Annotated in this window: 18 protein-coding genes, 1 pseudogene and 1 riboswitch; of the genes and pseudogenes, 15 read left to right on the forward strand and 4 right to left on the reverse strand. The window is 45.8% G+C overall.

The window, feature by feature from the left end:
* Positions 1-11: 11 nt before the first annotated feature.
* From AABI20_RS02915 to aroB, 13 genes and pseudogenes are all read left to right on the forward strand, one after another.
* Positions 12-800 (forward strand): alpha/beta fold hydrolase, encoded by a 789-nt coding sequence (locus AABI20_RS02915; RefSeq protein ID WP_338346723.1) that lies wholly within the window; start codon positions 12-14, stop codon positions 798-800.
* Between the two features lie 197 nt (positions 801-997).
* Positions 998-2,187: pseudogene (locus tag AABI20_RS02920) on the forward strand (2-hydroxycarboxylate transporter family protein).
* A gap of 125 nt (positions 2,188-2,312) precedes the next feature.
* The gene (locus AABI20_RS02925; protein ID WP_338346724.1) at positions 2,313-3,635 is read left to right on the forward strand and encodes a 2-hydroxycarboxylate transporter family protein; all 1,323 of its coding nucleotides are present in this window, start codon (positions 2,313-2,315) and stop codon (positions 3,633-3,635) included.
* 142 nt (positions 3,636-3,777) lie between these two features.
* On the forward strand, positions 3,778-4,443 hold the full coding sequence (locus AABI20_RS02930; protein WP_338346725.1) for a hypothetical protein: 666 nt from the start codon (positions 3,778-3,780) through the stop codon (positions 4,441-4,443).
* A gap of 190 nt (positions 4,444-4,633) precedes the next feature.
* The gene (dnaG, locus tag AABI20_RS02935) at positions 4,634-6,568 is read left to right on the forward strand and encodes a DNA primase (RefSeq protein ID WP_338346726.1); all 1,935 of its coding nucleotides are present in this window, start codon (positions 4,634-4,636) and stop codon (positions 6,566-6,568) included.
* 8 nt (positions 6,569-6,576) lie between these two features.
* Complete coding sequence (gene rpoD / locus AABI20_RS02940; RefSeq protein WP_338346727.1) at positions 6,577-7,866, forward strand: RNA polymerase sigma factor RpoD; 1,290 nt, start codon at positions 6,577-6,579, stop codon at positions 7,864-7,866.
* Between the two features lie 162 nt (positions 7,867-8,028).
* A complete protein-coding gene (locus AABI20_RS02945) occupies positions 8,029-8,586 on the forward strand; it encodes a QueT transporter family protein (RefSeq protein ID WP_047974972.1) in 558 nt (185 codons plus the stop codon).
* Positions 8,586-9,326, forward strand: coding sequence for a 3-oxoacyl-ACP reductase (locus tag AABI20_RS02950; protein ID WP_047974971.1), 741 nt, complete (start codon positions 8,586-8,588; stop codon positions 9,324-9,326). The genes AABI20_RS02945 and AABI20_RS02950 overlap by 1 nt, the downstream gene beginning before the upstream one ends.
* Before the next feature lie 164 nt (positions 9,327-9,490).
* Positions 9,491-9,598: a putative holin-like toxin gene (locus AABI20_RS02955; protein WP_369795906.1), complete on the forward strand. Its 108-nt coding sequence runs from the start codon at positions 9,491-9,493 to the stop codon at positions 9,596-9,598.
* A gap of 362 nt (positions 9,599-9,960) precedes the next feature.
* Positions 9,961-10,884, forward strand: coding sequence for an aldo/keto reductase (locus tag AABI20_RS02960; protein ID WP_047974970.1), 924 nt, complete (start codon positions 9,961-9,963; stop codon positions 10,882-10,884).
* Positions 10,885-10,907: 23 nt separating this feature from the next.
* The gene (locus AABI20_RS02965; protein WP_047974969.1) at positions 10,908-11,165 is read left to right on the forward strand and encodes a hypothetical protein; all 258 of its coding nucleotides are present in this window, start codon (positions 10,908-10,910) and stop codon (positions 11,163-11,165) included.
* 496 nt (positions 11,166-11,661) lie between these two features.
* Positions 11,662-12,648: a 3-deoxy-7-phosphoheptulonate synthase gene (aroF, locus tag AABI20_RS02970; protein WP_338346728.1), complete on the forward strand. Its 987-nt coding sequence runs from the start codon at positions 11,662-11,664 to the stop codon at positions 12,646-12,648.
* Between the two features lie 4 nt (positions 12,649-12,652).
* Positions 12,653-13,726, forward strand: a complete 1,074-nt coding sequence (gene aroB, locus AABI20_RS02975) for a 3-dehydroquinate synthase (RefSeq protein WP_288846344.1) — start codon at positions 12,653-12,655, stop codon at positions 13,724-13,726.
* A gap of 90 nt (positions 13,727-13,816) precedes the next feature.
* Here the strand turns inward: aroB and fni are convergent, their stop codons facing one another.
* From fni to mvk, 4 genes are all read right to left on the reverse strand, one after another.
* Positions 13,817-14,857, reverse strand: coding sequence for a type 2 isopentenyl-diphosphate Delta-isomerase (gene fni / locus AABI20_RS02980; RefSeq protein ID WP_338346730.1), 1,041 nt, complete (start codon positions 14,855-14,857; stop codon positions 13,817-13,819).
* 12 nt (positions 14,858-14,869) lie between these two features.
* Positions 14,870-15,940 (reverse strand): GHMP family kinase ATP-binding protein, encoded by a 1,071-nt coding sequence (locus tag AABI20_RS02985; protein ID WP_338346731.1) that lies wholly within the window; start codon positions 15,938-15,940, stop codon positions 14,870-14,872.
* Between the two features lie 12 nt (positions 15,941-15,952).
* Positions 15,953-16,912, reverse strand: a complete 960-nt coding sequence (gene mvaD / locus AABI20_RS02990) for a diphosphomevalonate decarboxylase (RefSeq protein ID WP_047974965.1) — start codon at positions 16,910-16,912, stop codon at positions 15,953-15,955.
* A 119-nt stretch (positions 16,913-17,031) separates the two neighbouring features.
* Positions 17,032-17,973, reverse strand: coding sequence for a mevalonate kinase (gene mvk / locus AABI20_RS02995; protein ID WP_047974964.1), 942 nt, complete (start codon positions 17,971-17,973; stop codon positions 17,032-17,034).
* Positions 17,974-18,118: 145 nt separating this feature from the next.
* Here mvk and AABI20_RS03000 point away from each other — a divergent pair, with 145 nt between their 5' ends.
* Together AABI20_RS03000 and alr are read left to right on the forward strand one after the other, a co-directional pair.
* A complete protein-coding gene (locus tag AABI20_RS03000) occupies positions 18,119-20,527 on the forward strand; it encodes an exonuclease domain-containing protein (RefSeq protein WP_338346732.1) in 2,409 nt (802 codons plus the stop codon).
* 109 nt (positions 20,528-20,636) lie between these two features.
* Positions 20,637-20,789, forward strand: a riboswitch (Lysine riboswitch).
* A gap of 88 nt (positions 20,790-20,877) precedes the next feature.
* Positions 20,878-21,990 carry an alanine racemase gene (alr, locus tag AABI20_RS03005; RefSeq protein WP_047974962.1) on the forward strand — a complete coding sequence of 371 codons (1,113 nt, stop codon included), beginning with the start codon at positions 20,878-20,880 and terminating at the stop codon, positions 21,988-21,990.
* Positions 21,991-22,028 lie beyond the last annotated feature (38 nt).

The following is a 22,028-nucleotide window of genomic DNA, read 5'->3' on the forward strand; positions in this document are numbered from 1 at the left end:
GGGACATGGGGATGGCTTTTTTTACAACGAGTGATGGTGTTCGAATTAACTATACAGATCGAGCGGGGGAGGGTCCCGTGGCGGTTCTACTGTCGGGATTTTCTGGCATCCAAGCTGAATGGTTTTACCAAATTCCAGGACTAGAGGCACGCGGTTACCGGGTCGTGACGATGGATTGGCGTGCACACGGACAGTCGGAACGGACAACTAAGAACTTGCGGGTTTCCCGCCTGGCGGCTGATTTACATGAACTCTTTGAATTACTGAAAATTGACGAAATTACCCTTGTTGGCCATTCGATGGGCGGGTCGGTTATTTGGGCTTACTTGTCGTTATTTAGCCAAGAGAAATTGAAACAATTGGTTATCGTTGACGAAAGCCCCAAGCTCTTAAACGAAGGGAACTGGACGGCTGGCATCCGCAACCTCACTTGGTCGACGTTTGGCACTGTGTCAAAAACCTTTATTAAGCAACGTTTGACTGCCGTACCGGTCGCGCCGGAATTCAAAGAATTGCTAAAGGAAGATAAGGTCAAAAATCCATTCGATTTTGATTTAGTTTATCCGTTGATGCAAAATCACTTACTGGAGGATTGGCGCCAGAATCTAGCAGATTGTACGTTGAAAACGCTGTTTGTTGCCGGCGGCGCTTCACCATTATGCAGAATCGGCTATTACCATGAGTTTGAAAATTTATTGAACCAAGGTTCTTCTTTAAAAGTTATACAAAATGCTGGTCATTTGCCTCATTTAGAAATTCCAGAAGAATTTAATCGAGTATTTTTTGAATTTATCGATTAATTTTATAAAATTTGTGATAAGATGACCATAGATACGATAACAAATATAATTGATGCAGGAGAATGTAGATGAAGAAAGATAGACAACCGTCAGGTGCTATCAGCTTCTTTTCGAATTTCGAAGCCAAGCTGAAAATTGTTGGTTTAGGGGGAACGGCCTTCCTTTTGATGACCCTTTTGTTGTTTGTGGTCCTCTGGATGGATATCTTACCCGATAACATGGGTGGAGCGTTGTTTACACTCGTTATTTTCGGTGGGGCACTGTATTATCTTGGTAGCCATTTGCCAATTTTTAAGTCTTATTTGGGCGGTGGATCGGTTTTTGCTACAGTGGGCGCAGCCATTATTGCTGGACTAGGCCTGGTACCAAGTGGTGCGATTGGCACGGTGCGCAATTTTATTTCAACCTCTAATTTTTGGAATTTTATATTGTGTCGTTGATTATTTCGGCCATCTTAAAGATGGACCGACAATTGTTATTAAAATCAGCGGTACGGTTTTTACCAGTTGCTTTCTTGACCATGGTTGCTAATTTTTTCGTTGTTGGCTTGGTGGGGCAGTTGTTAGGATTGGGCTTCGTGCATACGTCACTCTACATCTCCTTTCCAGTTATGGCTGGTGGCGTAGGCGCCGGCATTGTGCCACTATCAACTATCTATGGTTCTGCTCTTGGGGTGCCGGCAGGGCCAATCTTGTCGCAGCTGTTCCCAGCCCTTGTGTTATCCAATCTACTCGCGATTATCGGTGCGGGACTCTTGGTTAAAAATACTGAGCAATCCGCCTGGAACGGCCATGGGGATTTATTGAAGACAACTGGTGAGATGAAGGCAACTAAGGCACAGCCCGTTAAAATTGAATTTGAGCGGTTATTAGTAGGGATGATGGTCGCCATGGCTTTCTACTTGATTGGCTTGATGCTTCATCACTTGTTGCCAAGCGTTAATGCTTTTGCCTTTCTGATTTTGGTGGCAATTGCTGCTAAGGCCAGTAACTTGGTACCGACTTACTATGAACAGTCCGCCGTCCTTTTTGGTCAATTGATTGTGCAAACGATGACTAAGGCTCTATTAGCTGGGGTTGGTTTGGCTTTGCTTGATTTGTCGGCCTTACTAGAGACAGTGACTTGGCAGTTAGCTATCTGTGTAATTGTTTCGGTCGTGACGATTGCCTTGGTGGCAGGTTATTTGGGCAAAGTTTTTGGCCTCTACCCAGTCGAGTCGGCTGTCACTGCTGGTTTGGTTAATAATTCGATGGGTGGAACCGGAAACGTAGCAGTCCTCTCGGCCGCTAACCGGATGAACTTAATTGCTTTTGCGCAGATGGGAAACCGAATCGGTGGTGCCATCGTTCTGGTGATTGCTGGCTTCTTTGTCACAGTTTTCGCCTGATAATTTACAATAAATCTAAGCAAACACTGTGTTTGCTTTTTTTGTCAAAAAAACTTGCATTTTTTATTTAAATCTGAATTAAAGAGTGGTATTATTAAAAAGTTGCTTTGCTAAAGGAGATTATAATGTCTAAAGAATCACAGGCGTCGCAAGGCACCGGAATCTTTTCAAAAATCGAAAGCAAGTTTCAAGTAGCGGGTATGGGCGGTGTTGCCTTTATCCTGATGGCCATTTTATTGGTGGCTGTCTTGAGCCTACGTTTGTTGCCAAATAACATCGCTGGTGCGATGTTTGCCTTAGTTATGCTTGGTGGCGTTTTCTTCTACGTTGGAAACAACCTGCCAATCATGCGCTCATACCTTGGTGGAGGGTCAGCCTTCGCCGTTGTTGCCGGTTCGATTTTAGCCGGTACAGGGATTGTGCCTAAGGAAGCCGTAACAAGTATTCATACCTTTGTTTCTGATGTCAACTTCTTGGAGTTCTACATCGTGGCTTTGATTACATCAGCCATTTTGAAGATGGACCGTAAGTTATTGTTGAAATCAGCTGTGCGTTTCTTACCAGTAGCTTTTGGGGCAATGATTATTTCATTCTTTGTGGTTAGCTTTGTTGGGCAGTTGCTCGGCCTTGGCTTCAATCACACTGCATTGTACGTTGCCTTCCCAATGATGGCCGGTGGAATTGGAGCCGGTATTGTGCCATTGTCAAACATTTATGGGTCAGCCCTTCATGTTTCAGCCGGTACAATCTTGAACCAATTGTTCCCAGCTGTTGTTTTGGCAAACTTGATGGCCATTATTGGTTCATCATTGTTGGTTAAGTTTACTGCCAAGTCAAAGATGAATGGTCAAGGTCAATTGTTGAAATCAGCAGATGACATGGCCACCGACAAGAAAGATGATGCCCCAGCCCTCAACTACTCACAGATGTTAGTCGGAATGATGGTGGCTTTGTCATTCTACATGGTTGGTACTTTGTTGCACGCTTTGGTACCAAGTATCAACGCTTTCGCATTTTTGATCTTAGCAGTTATTGTAGCCAAGGCTTTGAACTTAGTTCCTAAGTTCTACGAAGATTCAGCCGTGATGTTTGGAAATCTGATCGTTTCTACAACAACACAAGCTTTGTTGGCTGGTATCGGATTAGCTTTGGTCGATATGAACAAGTTACTTGCCACTTTGTCATGGCAGTTGGTTGTTTGTGCTTTAGTTTCAGTCGTGACGATTGGAATTGCAGGTGGTCTTTTGGGTAAGCTCTTCGGCTTGTACCCAGTTGAATCAGCGATTTCAGCCGGTATGATTAACAACTCAATGGGTGGAACTGGAAACGTTGCTGTGTTGTCAGCTTCTGACCGGATGGGCTTGATTGCCTTTGCTCAAATGGGTAACCGAATCGGTGGTGCTATCATCTTGATCTTAGGTGGCCTCTTGATTACGGTTTTGCATTAATTTGCAAAAACGCTTTGTTAACCGTCTTCACGTAATGTGCAGACGGTTTTTTTGTTGTGATCAGACTAGATTGTATAACAAAAGGAGGGAATACTTAGCTAAGATAAATCAGTCTCGATTGCCATAAAATAGGGAAAAGGTAATGAGTTCAGAAATTAGCCTGATTGAAACGACCATATTTCTTTCTATTATGTTGTTGTTTGATCAATTTATCTCGTTGAAAATGTCTTCGGGTTTAGATACTAGAGGGCTTTTTAGTAAAAATAGTTGGCGGTTGTTACTGATCGAAACGGTAGTCTTTGGCACGATAACGTTTATGGTACCAGTTATGATAGCCAACCGTGCAAGCGCTGATGATGTTCAGCAAGGGGAAATTACTGGATCGGTCAACAAACCGAATGCTGGGAATACAACGTCGCTCAATAATGCATCAACAGCCACAGCGGCGTCAATGACTGCAACTCAATTGGATAATAATCAATCAAATTCTGGAACAATAATTGCGGCAGTTTCGTCTGAATCAGTCACTACTGGCGCTAGCATAGCGATTTCTGCTGTGACAACTCAAAAAAATCAGGTTAATGATTTGTCGAATGCGATCTCACAAACAGTGCAGCCAAGTCAGCAAACAAGCGCATCAACGACTACTGCGCAAACTTCGCAATCGGGCTCATCTACAACAACAAGGCCTCAGTCAGTTTTGCCCGCAACCGGCAAACAGCAGACTTTCCGATTAGTTTTCTTAGATTTATTAGCCTTAATTGGTGCTGGTTTTGCAAGTATGAAAATTTTTAATCGTAAGCACTGATTTAATGAAGAAAATTAAACGCTGAAGTGATAAAGTAAACCATGTGTCATAGATAGGAAGGCCGGTAGCTAAACCGGTCTTTTTGTGAACAAAAAACTTTGACAAATACTCAAAATCTTCCTATAATAGTAGACAACATTGTATTGGGTAGAAGTGCGGACTGGCGTAGTTACCAGTTTGAAGGAGGCTTATGGCAGAACGGATTCCACAAAGTGTAGTCGATGAAGTTCGGTCGCAAACCAACATCGTCGATGTGATTCAAAATTATACCCAGTTAGTGAAGCGCGGTCGCGAATGGAACGGGTCTTGCCCATTTCATGAGGATCGCCGTCCTTCACTCTTTGTTGATGATAAAAAGCAGGTTTTTCATTGTTTCTCCTGTGGGCGCTCGGGGACCGTTTTTTCGTTTTTAATGGAAAAAGAAGGTTATACCTATCCGGAAGCTGTCCTATCCCTGGCTAAGAATCTCAACTTATCTGGTTTAGATAAGTACCAGGGGCGGCCTTCGGCGCGACAGGAACAATTTGCCGCGATTTTTGATTTATATCAAAATGCTGAGCGGTTGTATACGCATATTTTGTTGAATACAACAGCGGGTGAACAAGCTTTGGCCTACCTGCATGATGACCGTAAGCTCGATGACGAGACCATCAAACGTTATGGCTTGGGGTTTGTTCCATCGAACAATGTGTTATTGGCTTATGCCAGGGAGCACAATTTGGCTGACAAGCTCCTCCTAGAAAGTCAATTATTTATTGACCAGGATGGTGAAATTAGCCGTGACCGCTTTAACAACCGAATTGTCTGGCCAATTAAAGATGTCAGGGGTCAGGTTCGGGGCTTTTCTGGTCGCTCGCTTGATCCAAACAATCCAGCTAAATATATGAACTCACCAGAGTCGCCTTTCTTTAATAAGGGAAACTTGCTGTATAACTTTGATCAGGCAAAACCGGCTATTCGGGCTGGTCAACCGGCCATGATTTTTGAAGGTTTTATGGATGTGATTTCGGCCGCTATAGCAGGAGCGACCGGTGCCGTTGCCACAATGGGGACGGCCTTGACTGAACATCATGTGACTGATTTAAGTAAAATCACAGATAAAATCCTCTTGGTCTATGATGGCGATGCGGCTGGGCAAAAAGCAGCTAAGCGTTCGATACCGTTAATTCGTCAGGTTGCCCCCCAAGTTGAAATTGGGGTTGTTTCCTTACCAGATGGTCGTGATCCTGATGAGGTCCGGCGTGAACAGGGGTTAGAGGTTTTAAAGCAAGACCTTGACCACGGCGTTTTGACACCGACTGAATTTTTGATTCAAGCGGCTAAAAACGGTAAAAATCTGGAAAATCAGGCCCAGTACCTCGACTTTTTAAAGGAAGCATGGCCGATTTTGGCTGTGGCAAGTCCGGTTGAGCAGGATTATTTTTTGCGGCAGTTTAGTGAAGAATATGGGTCTGACTTTACGGCTCTCCAGCGAGAGTTTCAGGAGTTTCTTGCTAATCGACCGGCACAGGTGGTTCAAAAGGCGCCATCAAAGAAGCAGTGGCGAAAGGTCCAGACCGACCAGAATGGCTGGTCGGATGACTCATGGCAACCGGATTATTCGGATGGCTTTGAATCATTAGCTGCTCTTGGTGAACCTACTAGTCCAACGGCTTCTGCCGATGAGTTAGCCGGACATTTAAATGCCGGTTTAACACGGACTGAGCGAGCTGAGCAGGGGCTCTTAATGGCAATGATTAAGTCACCTGCAGCCATGAATATGGTTAAGGGATTGCCCGACTTTGCCTTTGTCCATCCAGAATACCAACTGTTAATGATGCTTTATGAAGCATATACCAAACAGGGACAGCAAAGTTTTGATTTAGCTGGCTTTTTGGACTTTGTTCAAAAGCCTGATTTAAACCAAAAAATGATGGCAATCGACCGAGAATTTGGTACACTAGAAGTTCAGCGGGATGCGGTTAATGACTACATTCGTGTAATTATGAAAGAGGCTCCTTATGAAAGCCAAGTTGAGGCTCTAAATAAGAAGATTGCCTTGGCTAAAAATCAGCATGATGAAATGGCCCTGATTCAACTCGGGACCGAGTTAATTAACCTAAGAAGAAAGTATTCCCAGCAATAGGAGATATAATGGCAAAAATTTCAAGTTCAAGTAAAATTTCCGAAATTAAAGCTTACCTTGATGAGCAACACATTGCTTACCATGGTCGGGCTCGTAAAGCGGAACTGTTGGCCTTAGCTGAAGGTAAGACGCCCGAAGAGGCGGCTGAAATTGCCAAGCAACCTGTTAAAAAGCCGGCTAAGAAGTCTGGCCCAATCAAGTCGGCTGCCTATGATAAGGCTGTTCGTGAATTGTTGAAGGAATACAAGCCGGCTAAGCAAATTCAATACCGTGAATTGTCTGAAAAGATTGCGGAACCTTTCCACCTGGATACTGAAAACATCGAACGTTTGATGGAAAAGGTTGAAGATGCCGGTATCGCCATTGTTGACGAAAAGGGTGAACCCGCACCAGAAGTTCTCCAGGCAAAGCAAAACAAGCCATCGAAGGATGAATTGAATAACGCTGAGGATACTTCCGGCATTAAGATTAACGACCCTGTCCGGATGTATTTGAAGGAAATCGGTCGTGTTAACCTTTTGCAGGGTGATGAAGAAATTGAATTGTCTAAGCGAATCGAAGCTGGGGATGAAGAAGCAAAGCAAGAATTAGCAGAAGCGAACTTGCGTTTGGTTGTCTCAATCGCTAAGCGTTATGTCGGTCGTGGTATGCAATTCTTGGACTTGATCCAAGAAGGTAACATGGGCTTGATGAAGGCCGTTGACAAGTTTGATTACACTAAGGGATTTAAGTTTTCAACTTATGCAACCTGGTGGATTCGTCAGGCCATTACACGTGCCATTGCCGATCAGGCCCGGACAATCCGTGTGCCTGTTCACATGGTTGAAACCATTAACAAGTTAATTCGAATTCAACGTCAATTGCTACAAGATTTGGGTCGTGAACCACTTCCTGAAGAAATTGGGGCCGAAATGGACTTGACTGCTGACAAGATTCGCGAAATCTTGAAGATTGCTCAAGAACCGGTTTCATTGGAAACGCCAATTGGTGAAGAGGACGACTCGCACTTGGGTGACTTCATCGAAGATAACGAAGCCGTTTCACCAGCGGATTCTGCTGCTTATGAAATGCTTCGTGATCAATTGGAGTCTGTCTTGGATACGTTAACTGACCGTGAGGAAAATGTTTTGCGTTTGCGTTTCGGTTTGGAAGACGGTCGGACACGTACTTTGGAAGAAGTTGGCCGTGTCTTCGGGGTTACCCGTGAACGAATTCGTCAAATTGAAGCTAAGGCGTTGCGTAAGTTGCGCCACCCATCACGGTCAAAGCACTTAAAGGATTTCATGGACGAAAACTAAGCTTTTAGTTACCATAAATCAGTTAGAATACTTTTTATTAGATTCGGTATTTTACCGAATCTTTTTCATGTCAAGCACCAGCTAACCGGCTGGCAAGTTGGCACTAATTAAACAATTAGCGGTTCATCAACCATCCCGCTTAAACAAAACTAGGAGTACAATATGAACGATTTTAACCAAAAAACAACTTCCAAGGCGTTGGGCCTGACGTTAACAGCCGTCGTGGCTGCCCTTTATGCGGCAATTACGATGTTAGTGGCCCCCATTGGCTTTGGTCCTGTCCAATTGCGTCTATCCGAAGGGCTGAACCATCTAGCTGCTTGGAATAAGCGCTATGTTGTCGCCCTTGGCTTAGGGGTCTTGATTGCCAATATGGTTTCACCCCTGGGCTGGATTGACTGGGTTTTTGGAACATTGGGTACAGTAATCATGACTGGTTTGACTTACCTGCTAACTCGTAAGGTGGAAAAGCCACTAATCAAGATTATCATCTCAACGGTGGTTGTTTTGACGATTGGAATGGCGATTTTGGCAGCAGAATTTACTTTTGCCTTTGCTATTCACGCGCACGGGGCCTTTGCTCCCGACTACTCATCTTCCTCATTGCTGGCTAACTGGCTTTCTTACTATGTTTCATTAGTGCCAGGTGAGTTGGTTTCCTTGGTCGTTGGTGGAATCGTTATCTATGCCTTGTCAAAGGTCGTTAATTTAAAAAAATAATGATTGAACAAAACTATCACAATCAAAAAGTATTATTAACCGGTGCCGCTTCTGGCATCGGTTTTTGCCAAATGAAGACCTATTTAGCTGCTGGTGCCGAAGTTGTGGCGGTTGATGTGCAAGAAATTGACTATGAGGACGCTCGGTTAACTAAAATTCAGGCTGATTTGGGCCGAAAAGAGGAACTTGATGCACTGGTAGAGCAGTTCAGGTCAGCAACAGAAGCCTTTGATATCTTCTTGAACACTGCTGGGGTTTTGGATGGCTTTCAGCCACTACTAAATCAGGACCAAGCAAGCATTAATCGCGTCTTGTCAATCAACCTGCAACCGGCCATTGCCCTGACACAAGCCGTCTTACCAAAGATGATCCGACAAGGACATGGTACTCTGGTTTACATGGCATCCATTGCCGGTCTGCAGGCTGGTGGTGGCGGTGCGGCTTATACTATGGCTAAACATGCTCTGATTGGTCTAACGAAGCAGGTGGCCTTTGATTATGCCAAAGATGGCATAAGGGCGAACGCGATTGCCCCAGGTGCGATTAAAACGCCGATGAATGCAGCTGATTTTGCGGGTGAGGGAAAGATGGCACAAGAGGTCGCCAAACAGACGCCGGCACAACGCTGGGCCAATCCACAGGAAGTCGCTGATTTGACCTTATATTTAACTAGCCCACAAGCTAGTTACGTGAATGGAACGGTTGTGACTCTTGATGGTGGTTGGACACTCGGCCATTAAAATAATGAACATTTTTTAATAAAAAATCTATAAATGCCTTTAAATTAGTGTTTATGATATAATTTTGTATAGCAAACTAGTGAAGATGGTGGCTACTCTGATAAAGGGGGTGGTGCTTATGGTGAAATAACTGTAGACGCACATTCTTGGAAAGGAGTGGCCAGATGCCCGTTACGGACATCATCATGATACTATTGGCCTTTGGACTGTTTATTCTAAAGTTGATTAGTATTGTGATTGAGCTAATCGAAAAAATTAGCAATAAAAAATAACTGTCTTCGCTTAGGCAGCCTGACAGTTATTTTTCAAATAATAAATTAGGTAGCTACCGTTTTACGGGTTTGCTAGGGAAGCGGTTGTTGAAGCAACAGCTTCTTTTTATACCTTTATTATAGCATGGGAAAATTAAAAATAAAATGAATCAAATATTGATAGCGACCGGTTTACAGGCTTGCTAGAGAAGCAGTTGTTGAAGCAACTGCTTCTTTTTCATTGATTATAACAGCCAAACTGGGTTGAAAATATTCTATATGAGCATAATAAAGTAATGATTACTGACTTTGGTTTGAAACTGGAGGGGCTTTTGATTTACACTAGAGGTAGTCACAAAAGTAAAAAAGAGGGGATTTGTTCAATGGAAAAGTCAATTTTGCAAGAAACAACGAAGCTCGCTAACGGCGTTGAAATGCCGGTTTTCGGTCTCGGCGTTTGGAAGTCTTCCAATAAGGAGGCCGCCGATTCCGTCCAGGTAGCCATTAAAAATGGTTATCGATTGATTGATACAGCTAAGCAGTATGGTAATCAGCCCGGTGTTGGTTATGGAATTCAACAGGCCTTGAAGGATAACCGCTTGAACCGGAAGGACTTGTTTATTACGACTAAGGTTTTTAACGGTGACCAAGGTTATGAAACAACTTTGAAAGCCTTTGAGGAGCAATTGAAGCAATTGCGTTTGACTTACTTGGACTTATTGTTGATTCACTGGCCAGTTGATGGCAAGTATGTCGACACTTGGCACGCTGTTGAAAAATTGTACCGTGAAGGCAAAGTTCGTGCTATTGGAATTTCAAACTTTAACGAAGAAAAAATCCAGGAATTGCTGGAAGCTGGTACCGTGATGCCACAAGTAAACCAAATGGAATTTAATCCATTGGTTCAAGAAGAATCACTCTTCACTTATATGAACGGGATTGGGATGGCAATGGAAGCCTGGGGACCATTGGGCGGTGGCGAAGCACTCTCAAACCCAGCCGTTGAAAAGATTGCGCAAGCCCATGATAAATCAGTTGCTCAAGTGATTTTGCGTTTTGATTACCAAATGGGGGCTATCACGATTCCAAAGTCAGCCCACGAAGAGCGCATTATTGCCAACAGTCAAATTGATGACTTTGTTTTGTCACCCGATGAAGTGGCTGAAATTAAGGCACTTAACCAAGAAAAGCACAGTATCTGGTACCCAAGCTTTGCCTGGCACAAGGGTAGCGAGACCACTGGAGTGAAGGACGAAGTTTCTCACTGGGATGACGTCGAAGAATATATGAATAAGCCCGTTCAATAAGCATAACGGCTGAAGGAGGTTCAATGGAAGTTTTAAAGTATCTGGAGGCCTTGCAATACGAATCAGCCGATACCGTGATGGGATCGATTATGAGTGCGACTGATTTTCCAGCGTTAGCCGGAATTGAGGATGCCTGTGACGTTCAGCACAGCACGACGAACCAACACGATTTACAGCAAATTGCGCGTTATCAACCAATGTTTTATAACGTGGCCGAACATCGCCTGGTGAACCAAGCGGATGTCTTGCGCTTGCTGGATTTAGTGACACAAAAACAATAATCGAGTAGCTCCGCCGTGAATGGTGGAGCTTTTTTGCTCGAGTTGAATAAGTGATGCGATACATGGGTTCAACTCATGAATCAAGTGGCCGTCAATCATATCGTCTTCACGGTGAGCAACCAGGGCTAATGCTCAGAAAAAGAACATTTACTAATTTATGTGTATAAAATGATAAAAAGATGAGGGATTGATTTGATTTTTATTTGATACCGTGCTTTAATAAAGGCATAAATTAATTTACGGAGGACAAAAACATGTTGAAAGCACGGACGACGGTTCGATTTTATAGCTATTGGTAAAGCGTCTGCTTGATTCGCACAGAATGGAGCAGATACTCCATTTTGTGTGGCCAATAGCTTCAACATGTTCCTCGGTCACGCACACGGTTACTTACCATGGCGGACCGAGACCAGGATTCGGTACAAACTCTCGTGGTGGTAAGGGACCAGCACGAGAGTTTTTTTATTGGCTTTTTGTATGGTTAAAGGAGAATAGGATGATTATCGAATTTGCATCAAGTACCGACCCAAAGATTCAATCTTTAAAGGAGCGTTTTGCTGAAAAAACGGATGTCTTTATTCATGGGAGACGAATTGCTTTGACGGGCTTAACGACCGCTGATTTAACAGAGGCTGAACGGGCAGCAGTCACAGACATTATTCTCGACCATCCAAAGGCTGTCCAAAGTAGTCGGGCGTTACATCCCGAGGACATTGTCGTCAAGACAACCCATAGTCAAATTGACCATCAGAGTCTAACGTTAATGGCTGGACCTTGTTCAGTTGAATCGAAGGAACACGTCTTTTTAATGGCAGAGGCGGCTAAGAAGACTGGGGCAACTGTTTTGCGTGGTGGCGCTTTTAAACCACGGACGTCACCATACTCTTTCCAGGGGCTTGGCGAAGAGGGGCTGAAATACCTTCGCGAAGCAGCGGATGCTTTCGATTTGGACGTGGTCACTGAAGTAATGGATGAAAGCCATGTTGACTTAGTGGGCCAGTATACCGATATTTTCCAAATTGGTGCACGTAATATGCAGAACTTTTCACTGCTAAAGGCGGTCGGTCAGACACAGATTCCCGTGATGTTGAAGCGCGGCATGTCCGCCACGATTGATGATATTTTAAACGCTGCAGAATATATTGCAGCAGGTGGCAACCAGCAAATTATTTTGGTTGAGCGTGGCATCCGGACTTTTGATAATAAATACACCCGCAACACGCTCGATGTTGGCGCAGTTCCCGTCTTGCGGGCGTTATCGCCATACCCAGTCATGGTTGACCCAAGCCATGCGGCTGGCTACGAGAGCTTAGTCGGTCCTGAGGCCTTGGCCGGGGTGGCAGCGGGTGCAGCTGGCTTGATTATTGAAATTCACGATCATCCAAATCAGGCTTTTTCCGATGGCCCTCAGGCATTGTTGCCAAAGCAATTAGAAGAACTGGCAAACCAGTCCCGTGCCATTCACAGTATTATTCGGGGGTAAAGCCATGAGTATGATTCCGGTAAAAATGCCAAATCAGTCTTACGATGTCGTAATTGAAAATGGCTTGCTAAAGACACTTGGCGACCGTGTCCGTCAAGTCTGGTCACCGCGCAAAGTCGCCATTATCACGGACGACAATGTTGGTCCCCTGTACCTCGACCAAGTTACACATTCATTGACGGAAGCCAGCTTTACGGTGGTTACTGCCGTGGTTCCTCATGGGGAACATTCAAAGTCATTAGCCCAGTTAGAAAAATTGGCCCAACAGTTGGCAGCAGCGTCCTTTAATCGGACCGATAGTCTGTTAGCCCTCGGCGGAGGCGTAGTTGGCGATTTGACCGGTCTGTTGGCCTCGGTTTATATGCGGGGCATTGATTTTATTCAGGTCCCGACCTCCTTGCTCGCCCAGGTAGATAGTTCGGTGGGTGGTAAGACGGCAGTCGACGTGGCTCAAGTGAAAAATTTACTGGGAACTTTTTACCAGCCAGACTTGGTTCTGATTGATCCGCAAATGCTAAAAACGTTACCACAGCGAGACTTGGTCGAGGGTTATGGTGAGATAGTCAAGGCTGGAGCCTTAGTTGGGGGCGACTTTTGGTCCCTGATTTTACAAATTAATTCGCCGGCAACCATTTTGCAAGAAGCGGCTAAGTTAATTCATTTTGCGCTTAACTTTAAGGTTGAAGTGACTAGCCAGGATGAACGTGAGGGCGGCCAACGGCAACTATTGAATTTTGGTCATACAATCGGTCATGGGGTTGAGTCACTGGCAAACGGTGACCTTCGCCATGGGGAGGCGGTTAGCTTAGGGCTGATTGCGATTAGCACAATCTTTGCTGATCAAGACGAAACCCATGAGGTATTGGATAAGCTACGAAACCGCTTAGAAGCTGTCGACTTACCCGTGACATCGTCCATATTAACTGATGATGGTTTAATGGACAAAATTAAAAACGACAAGAAAAACCGTCATGGTTATTTGAATGTCGTTTACCTAACCGCTATCGGCCAACCCAAAATCGAAAAAATCAGCTTAGCTGATTTGGCAGCTAAGATTAATCACGCAGACTTTTCATAACAATTGATTAAATTAAAAAGAAGTTAGTCGAAAAGTATTTTTCGGCTAACTTCTTTTGTTTGTTGATTGAAATTAAGAGGACCAGCGTTGTTAAAGCTGGTCAGAAAAATTTTGGAGGTCTGCCCGGTACAGCCTTGGAACTTGGCTAAGGTCGAAAACGGTCGTAGCGCCCAAAAGGGTCATTAATTCAGGCAGGGCCTGTTGCCAGTTCTCGATTTCTTGTTGCAGGGCTGAGGGGCTCTTTGTCATTAAGACTTGCAGGAAGTGACCAGCGGACGAGGTTGTTTTCGCTCCCAAAATTAAGGCAGTCACAACATTGTTGATGGATTGAATCCCGCCTGTGGCAATTAACGGTGAATCAATAGCGGCCTTTTGTCCTGCTAAGAGCGATTCAACCGTGCTGAGCCCAAAGGGACTTAAGTCCAAGGGGTTCTTATTTTGCCGGTCACGGCGCTGCTCAATTTGGGCAAAGCTCGTTCCATTACCACCACCAACGTTAATGGCTGCTGGTTTGAGTGCTGACAGTTGCTTGAGCAAATCGGGGCCCATGCCAAAACCAACTTCCTTGATGATGACCGGTACGGGCGATTTAGCAATGACGGTGGCTAAGTTATCGAGCCAGTAAAAGCGCCGATCGCCTTCCGCCATGGCCAGTTCTTGGCCTAAATTGACATGAAGTTCGATGGCATTGGCATCAATCATGTCGATCGCTGCTTGAACATTTTGGATGGGATGGTCAGCGCCGAGGTTGGCAATTAAAAATCCCTCAGGGTGATTTTGCCGCACAACACGGTAGGATTCGACCTGACTGCTATCTTTTAAGGCAACGGATTGTGAACCAACCGCCATCGCTAAGCCTGTCTTTTGAGCAACGGTGGCCAAATCAGCGTTGACCTTGGTACTAGCAACGGAGCCGCCAGTCATGGCCTCAATGTAAAAGGGCCAGGCAAAGTCTGCGCCAAGGATGTGGGTGGTCGTTTGGACGTCAGCAACCGCCATGTCTTTCAGTGGTCCCGGGACCCAACGGACAGCATCAAAGCCCGGCCCAATCACTGGGTTTTCCTTGTCACGCCAAAACTTGGTTGCCAGCGAAAGGTGTTCGTTTTTACGGTTTGAATGAGTAGTGGCCATCTTAAAATTCTTTCACAGTAACACGGAATCTTGCCAGAGTCCTGGTAAGAGAAGGTGGAGGGCTGTTCCTTGGCTAGCTTGATGAAAGCCGTGCCCTTGGGTTTGGTTTTCAAAGACAACAAAGCCGTTATCACCATAGCCGGCACCAGAAACCTTACCGGCGAGGCCTCTTTGCCCTAAGAGCGTCAAAAATTGACTGAGGGCGGGGGTCAGGTAACCGGTTGGCAGGGCCTTTTTCAAAAGGTCCTGGTTGTTCTTGAGTCCTTGCATCAAGCCATGGTAATCATGGTTTTCAATCGCTAAGGCCGCCTTTGTCACAGCTTCTTTTGATTGACGGGCAAAATCAGTTTGCCAAAAGCCCTTGGCGAGCGCCTTTTTTGTTGAGGCAGGTTGGAAAGTGGCGACGATACCAATTTGCCAATTTTTTGGCCAAGGAAGGGGTTTGATGGCGAGGTTCGACCAGTCGAGCTTTGAAAAATCAGACAGAGTGAGCGTTTTGGAATCTACTTGGTTTAGCCAGTCGGGTGCTTGATAAAAAATCACACCGGTAAAAGTAGCCGAGGCTAAATCACCAAGGGAACCAGAACCCTGAATAAAGTAGTGGGCGAAGGCCGCTTGGCGGAAAATAGCTGGCAGGTAGTCTTTTTGATTAAAGTATGTGACCAAACCCTTGATGATGGCAACCGAAACGGCAGCCGATGATCCTAAGCCGAGCTTATTGTGGTCAACCGCCATTTGCGAGGAAATCGTCAACGATAAGCCGGGGTGTTGCGTTAGATTAAGGTCTAGGTGTTCTTGGTAGAAGAGTACCAAAGCCGCCTTGACAAAGGACCAGGGCCCTAAGAAGGAGTCGCTTGTTTCTTGGTTTAACTCGGCCAAGGCCGACCAGGTTAAAACAAGTGGTTCTGGCATGGTGTCTGATTTAACGACCAAAGATCCTGGCATGAGGCGGTTGGTTGCTGCAACACGAATGGTCAAACCACGGTCAACAGCAGCCAAAAGAGCCGGTTGCCCGGGTTTTGTGACAGCATATTCGCCGGCTAAAAAGAGTTTGCCGGGGACTTTGACGGTGGTTGTTTTCATTGCAGATGTCCTTTAGTCTTCAAAGCTAATACCGGGACCTGGTGTTGCGATTTGGAGGCACAACTTGCGGAACTTTTCTTGAAGCTTATCTTTGATGGTTTCAGCCTGGTCTTGGCTAGTAATAATCTTAACGTTTGGACCGGCATCAATCGTGGCGTAGGCCAGGAAGCCTTCGGCACGGAGTTCCTTAACAAAGGCCAAAACATCGAGAGTCATTTGGTTAAAGTAAGTAAAGCGCCGGTCAGTGGCCGTAATGTTTAATTCATGCATGGCCAAGGCGTTTTCTTCGGCTAGTTCGCCAATTTTTTGTAGGTTTTGGTTGGCGATGGCTTCTTGCATAGCCGTAAATTGGGCATGTGATTTTTCAACCCATTCTGAGTACTTGGGTGAGGTCATCGCCCGCATCATCCCATCAGAAGACGAAACTTTTTTAACGGTTCCAGTGATTTCGCAAACCACGAGGGCGATTGGCAAATCAGTGGCTGGCAATGCTTCGGCAAAAGAGGATTGATTATCGGTTCCTTCGTGCCAAACGGCAAAACCAGGGAAAAATGACCGAGTTGCTGATCCAGAACCCCGGCGTGCTAGGCGAGATAGATCCGTTAAGGACAAATCCCAGTTTTGATGACGGGCAACGGCGGCCGTCAAGGCAGCAAAGGATGAAGCCGAAGAGGCGAGACCTGCAGCGGTCGGAACCGTATTTTTGGAAACAACTGTGAGGGGACCAAAGTCTTCAATTTCTTCACGTAAAAAATCGAGGAAATTATGGATTCGCGTTGGGTCCTGCATCATGTTGTTAATCAACAGGGTATCTTCCGTACCTGCCGTTACCATGGTCTCGGTATAAAATTCATTTAGCGTCAGAGACAATGACGAAGTGGTTGGGAGGTTGAGCGTCTTATCTTTTTTACCCCAGTATTTGATGAAGGCAATATTAGTATGCGCTTTGGCAGTTGTTGTTTTATCAGTCACAGTGCTTTCCTCGGTGAAAGTATTTTAAATTTTTGGGTGATTAATCAGTTTGAGGACCACCTGCAGTATTTTGTTTTTAAAAAACAAAGTTGGGCCAGGTGGAAAATCTAAGCTGATTTTTAATGTGCTGCTGAGAGCGGCTGAATCCAAGTTTCCTTGGCTCCGGACTGTTTGAGGGCGGCAGCAATTTTTTGCGCCTGGTCGTCATTTTCTGCCAGGGCAAACATCGCACCGCCAATGCCAGACCCGGTTAACTTGGCGCCCAGTGCGTCTGCTTGTAAAGCGGCATTAACAAGGGTGTCTAGCTTTGGGTGCGAAACTTGAAGGATTTGCAGATCCTTGTGGGCATCAGTAAAGAGCTGGCCCAGCGTTTTGGGATCGTTATTGGCTAGGGCTTCCTTCACTAAGAAGGCTAGCTGGCCGAGGTGGTTAATGGCCCCCCAAGTTGGTTCATAATTTTTCTTGAGCTGGTCCTTAACAATGTTAACGGCTCGAACGGTTTGACCGCGAACACCGGTATCCGCCAGGACGAGGGTCGCTTCCAAATTAGTTTGGAAGGTATCGATTTGTTGCTGGTGGAACCAGACGGGTTCAACGGCCGAGACCGTGGCAGCATCGATGCCAGAAGGTGAACCGTGGGAAATACTTTCAGCCAAATTCGTATAAAAATTCAGTTGGTCCTGACTTAAGTCTTGTCTGGTCCAGTCAAAGAAGGCCCGTGTGATGGCTGTTGCTAGGGCCGCTGAAGCGCCAAAGCCTCGTTCTTGGGGGATGAGCGATTGTACCTCTAATAAGAATGGTTGGTCAGGTTCAACCAGGTTTTCTAGCAGGGCGATGATTAACTGGCGTAAGCCTTCTAAATCAGCGCCAAGATTGGCCAGGTCAAAGGCCTGTTCACCTAAAATAATCATTTGGCCACTAGCAATCGCTTGAACGCTTGCCGTGACTTTGAGGCTCAAAAGAGGGATGGCGACGGCCGGTTGTTGGTAAACAACGGCATGGTCGCCGATAAGAATGGCTTTGGCGTGCGAATGGCCAAAGCCAGCATGATTTTTTTCCATATAAAGACTCCAATTACTGCTAATATTGTACCGCACTAGGCTAAGTAGTGTAAAATAACTACGAGAGCAAAATGAAATTTAGGTCTAAAAATGACAGTTTTTGGCCCAAATATGTCTTGGTCTCGATGATGAGAAAGGAGTCCTGATGAAAAAATCAGCCGCCTTTGTGATTGTCGATTTGGAAACTACTAACCCCTCCGTTGAAAAGGGAGGGCGAATTATTCAAATCGGGATGACCTTTGTAAAAAATAAAAAGATTGTGGAACACTTCGATTCATTCGTGAATCCAGGGCAAACAATCGATAAAAAAATTCAACAATTAACCCATATTAGCCAAAAAGATGTGCGGGATGCGCCGTTCTTTGAAGAACTGGCCCCATCGTTGCGCGGGTTGTTAAAGGACCAGGTTTTTGTTGCCCATAACGTGAACTTTGATTACCCGTATTTAAATGCCGAATTTGCCCGGGTTGGTTTGCCTGAGCTGGACCTCTTGGCAATCGATACCGTTCAACTGGCCCAGATTCTTTACCCAACGGCACCAGGCTACCGCTTGTCTGATTTGACAAAGTACCTCGACTTGCCTCTGGTTCAAGCTCACCGGGCTAACGCTGATGCGGAGGCAACAGCCTATTTGATGTTGTCGCTTTGGCACAAGGCCCAGAGCTTACCTGAAAAGACGAAGAAGGAACTCTTGAGTGTGGATTGGAGTCTGTTGCGTCAAAGCCAGGATTTCTTGGCGATGGCGATGAAAGACCGGTCCCCGGCTCCGGCATTTTTGGCCGAACGTGAAGAGACGTTAAGCCGACCGTCCAACCGAAGCAAAGATTCAAACCAGAACAAAAAAGGCGCCGACGTGCCTTATCCGAAGACGCTTGCTGATAAGGATGCCGCTTTAGGTCCTGGTTTCTTGGTCGAAGAGGACCAGGGTCAGGTGATGGACCAGGTGCAGCGTTTTTTGCAACAACGGCAAAGAGCGGTCTGGCAGTTAACGACACCGCCGGAAGTTAAGAAGACGTTGTCGTATTTATTGCCACTCTTTTATCAAAATCGCCAACAGGCGACATACCTGCTGGCCCATGACATTACGCTCTTGAACCATCAGGATGCTATCCTAGCGGAATTACAGGAGCGACTGCCCGGGACTAACTTATCGGTGGCGAAACTCTATGCGCCGCGCGATTACCTGGATGAGAAGAAGTTTCAAAAGGTTCTGGCGGCAGCTAGAAGCCAAGGTGGTGCCTTTTGGCAAGCGCGTGTCCTGGTTTGGTTAGCCGAAAGTCCTGATTTAGCCCTCATTGATTTGCCAAAAGGTGTGCAAAATCAGCCTGGCTTGGCAGCGGTCCGTTCTGATGAAACGGGTCCGGCCTTTATCCAAGCCTTTGACAAGGCGGCTCAGGCGGATGTGGTTCTTTTGACCTTCGCGGCCTTCTTTGTCATTTCGGAGGATTTGGAAAAGGCAAGCAAGTATCATGATCGGCCCGTGGCCATTTTGGAAAAGCCCATTGCGCTTTTGACTGCCATTCAAGAGGGCTTCGGTCTGACGTTGCCTTTGAGCTTTTACCAAGACCAGGTAGCCCGCTTGGCTGATTTGGCAGCTAGCTTGCCGAAGAAGACACAGGGTCAGTGGAAGGTGGCACTCCACAACTGGGAAGAGGCCAGCAATAAGATTGATGGTCAAGCTGAAGATATCGGTCTGGTGAAGACCGGCAAGGCGGTTTTGAATCGTTTGTTGGACTTAGTTGATTTGGCTGCTAAGGCTGATTTTAACCACAAATTGACGCAAGCGGATTTGACGGCTAAATTAGCTAAGCTTTCGTGGCTATCAGCGCACCAGGAATACTTAGCCAACATCTCCTGGCACATCCAAAAGGAGCTGGCCGTCCAAAATCTAATTTTTGAGGTCAAGGCTGATTTGTTGTACCAAAAGTACTTTTTGAAGCAGGTGGATAAAGTCCTAGTCGTTTCGTCTTACTTACCGGATGATTTAGCAACATTTTTAGCCCAGACTCCGGGGGCCTTGTTGCCGGAGAAAAGTGAATTTGAGGGGACAACGGAAAATCAGTTGACAACGGTACTGACCACGAGCCGTAATGAAGACCAGCAGATTGAACAGCTGGTTTTGGCCAAGGTTCAGCACTTTGTTCTGATTGTGGAGGACCACGCCGCCTTGAAGCATTGGTACTACAAGTTATCGGACCGCTATGGTGATGACTACGTTGTCTATGCACAGGACATTTCAGCGCCCCTCATTAAGGCTGCCCGCCAAAGCAGCCAGGAAGAACAGTCAATTTTGATTGTCCTACCAGAATACTTGTCGGCGATTTGGCAGCAAAGTCTACAAGTGCCGGAGGTGGCCGTCATTTCACAGGCCCACCGCTGGGTTGATGTGACAACGCTCACACCGCTATTGATTGCCCTTCAAAAACAAGAAAAGTCCGTTTTACTTGCTTCCTTTAACCAGGGACAAGTTAAAGCGCTTTCGGATCGATTGGCAACTGTTAATAGTCGGTACAAACGGGTAAAAGCGAACTTTTATCAAAAAAAGCTTTCATAAAATTAAGAAAAGACAGCCAATATCGGCTGCCTTTTTTGTTAAAAAGATAATTTATTTTGTCAGGAGTGTTGACATGAGAAAAAATCTCATGTATATTAATGGCAACTTAATAAGTAATAGAGGTCGCAACCAACAAGAGTACCGAACATTGTTCGCGAAAGGGGCGGTTGCCGAAGCTGATGGGGTCAGAGCCATTTCGCTGGGCCAATAGTTAAGAGCTATTGGACTGTCGCTGCAAATGCAGCGGGGAGCTATTCAACTGTTTTTTTGTGACTATTTTTAGACAATAATCCAAACGACAGGGATAAACCCCCGTTGTTTGGATTTTTTTATTGCCTAAGGAGGCTCACATGGTTGTCGCTAATCACCGTCCAAGTCGTTTATTGATTTCAAAGGCAGCGGTGGCCAAAAATTTAAAAGTCATGCGTGAGAGTAGCCACGCTAACTTTATTTTCATGACGGTGAAGGCCAATGCTTATGGCTTTGGTTTGTTGGAAATGAGTCAGGCTGCTGTTGAAGGTGGTGCCGATGGCTTAGCCGTTGCTGTGATGGATGAGGCAATTGCCTTACGGAAAGCCGGCTTTTGTCAGCCAATCTTGGTTTTGGGCCTCACGTCTCCTGATTTTGCCCAGCTAATGGCCGATTATCAAATCATTGCCACGGTTGCTGATCGTGAAACTTTGAAGCAGGCGGAAGCCAATTTGCGTCTTGGCGGTCCAAAGCTCCAGGTTAACTTGGCGGTCGACACGGGCATGGGCCGGATTGGTTTTCGTAACCGAGAAGAGTTAAGCGCTGCTATTGATGACGTTCAAGATGCTGATTTCTTACTTTACCAAGGCATTATGACTCACTTTGCTACGGCCGATGATGTTGACACGACATACTTTGAAGGGCAGCTAGCAACCTGGCATGAGTTAACCGATGGCTTGCCAATGCCACCGATGGTTCACCTGGCTAACTCGGCCGCAGCTTTATACCGGGTTGGTCAGATGCCAATGGATGTCATTCGAGCAGGAACTTCGGTCTATGGTATTGAGCCATCCGAAGGGATATTAAAGCCTGACAATTACCTGGAACCGGTCTTGACACTCGAATCCGAGGTGGTCATGATTAAGCAACTGCCAACAGGTGCCTCCGTTTCCTATGGTGCCACTTACCAAACCACCAAGCCCCAATGGATCGCGACTTTGCCAATCGGCTACGGGGATGGCCTACCACGTGAAGCAGTTGGCTTTGAGGTTTTGGTCAACGGCCAGAAAGCCCCAATTGTTGGCAAGTTAGCCATGGACCAACTGATGATTGCTCTCGAAGAACCAGTTCAGGTTGGAACTAAGGTGACTTTCATTGGTAAAAATCAGGACAAGGAAAACACACTGATTGACTTTTCCCACTATTGCGAAATCGATCCATGGGAAATCACCATTCGTTTCCAAGACCGCTTAGCACGATACCTGGTTGATTAAGCCCATCTAATAATATTTTGATTGAAAAGAGAGAAGAA

The sequence above is a fragment of the Fructobacillus cardui genome, assembly GCF_963580785.1.
Taxonomy (GTDB): Bacteria; Bacillota; Bacilli; order Lactobacillales; family Lactobacillaceae; genus Fructobacillus; species Fructobacillus cardui.

Coding starts and splice junctions, on each gene's coding strand:
- AABI20_RS02915 (WP_338346723.1), top strand. CDS start 12: ATGGCTTTTTTTACAACGAGTGATGGTGTTCGAATTAACTATACAGAT.
- AABI20_RS02925 (WP_338346724.1), top strand. CDS start 2,313: ATGTCTAAAGAATCACAGGCGTCGCAAGGCACCGGAATCTTTTCAAAA.
- AABI20_RS02930 (WP_338346725.1), top strand. CDS start 3,778: ATGAGTTCAGAAATTAGCCTGATTGAAACGACCATATTTCTTTCTATT.
- dnaG (WP_338346726.1), top strand. CDS start 4,634: ATGGCAGAACGGATTCCACAAAGTGTAGTCGATGAAGTTCGGTCGCAA.
- rpoD (WP_338346727.1), top strand. CDS start 6,577: ATGGCAAAAATTTCAAGTTCAAGTAAAATTTCCGAAATTAAAGCTTAC.
- AABI20_RS02945 (WP_047974972.1), top strand. CDS start 8,029: ATGAACGATTTTAACCAAAAAACAACTTCCAAGGCGTTGGGCCTGACG.
- AABI20_RS02950 (WP_047974971.1), top strand. CDS start 8,586: ATGATTGAACAAAACTATCACAATCAAAAAGTATTATTAACCGGTGCC.
- AABI20_RS02955 (WP_369795906.1), top strand. CDS start 9,491: ATGCCCGTTACGGACATCATCATGATACTATTGGCCTTTGGACTGTTT.
- AABI20_RS02960 (WP_047974970.1), top strand. CDS start 9,961: ATGGAAAAGTCAATTTTGCAAGAAACAACGAAGCTCGCTAACGGCGTT.
- AABI20_RS02965 (WP_047974969.1), top strand. CDS start 10,908: ATGGAAGTTTTAAAGTATCTGGAGGCCTTGCAATACGAATCAGCCGAT.
- aroF (WP_338346728.1), top strand. CDS start 11,662: ATGATTATCGAATTTGCATCAAGTACCGACCCAAAGATTCAATCTTTA.
- aroB (WP_288846344.1), top strand. CDS start 12,653: ATGAGTATGATTCCGGTAAAAATGCCAAATCAGTCTTACGATGTCGTA.
- fni (WP_338346730.1), bottom strand. CDS start 14,857: ATGGCCACTACTCATTCAAACCGTAAAAACGAACACCTTTCGCTGGCA.
- AABI20_RS02985 (WP_338346731.1), bottom strand. CDS start 15,940: ATGAAAACAACCACCGTCAAAGTCCCCGGCAAACTCTTTTTAGCCGGC.
- mvk (WP_047974964.1), bottom strand. CDS start 17,973: ATGGAAAAAAATCATGCTGGCTTTGGCCATTCGCACGCCAAAGCCATT.
- AABI20_RS03000 (WP_338346732.1), top strand. CDS start 18,119: ATGAAAAAATCAGCCGCCTTTGTGATTGTCGATTTGGAAACTACTAAC.
- alr (WP_047974962.1), top strand. CDS start 20,878: ATGGTTGTCGCTAATCACCGTCCAAGTCGTTTATTGATTTCAAAGGCA.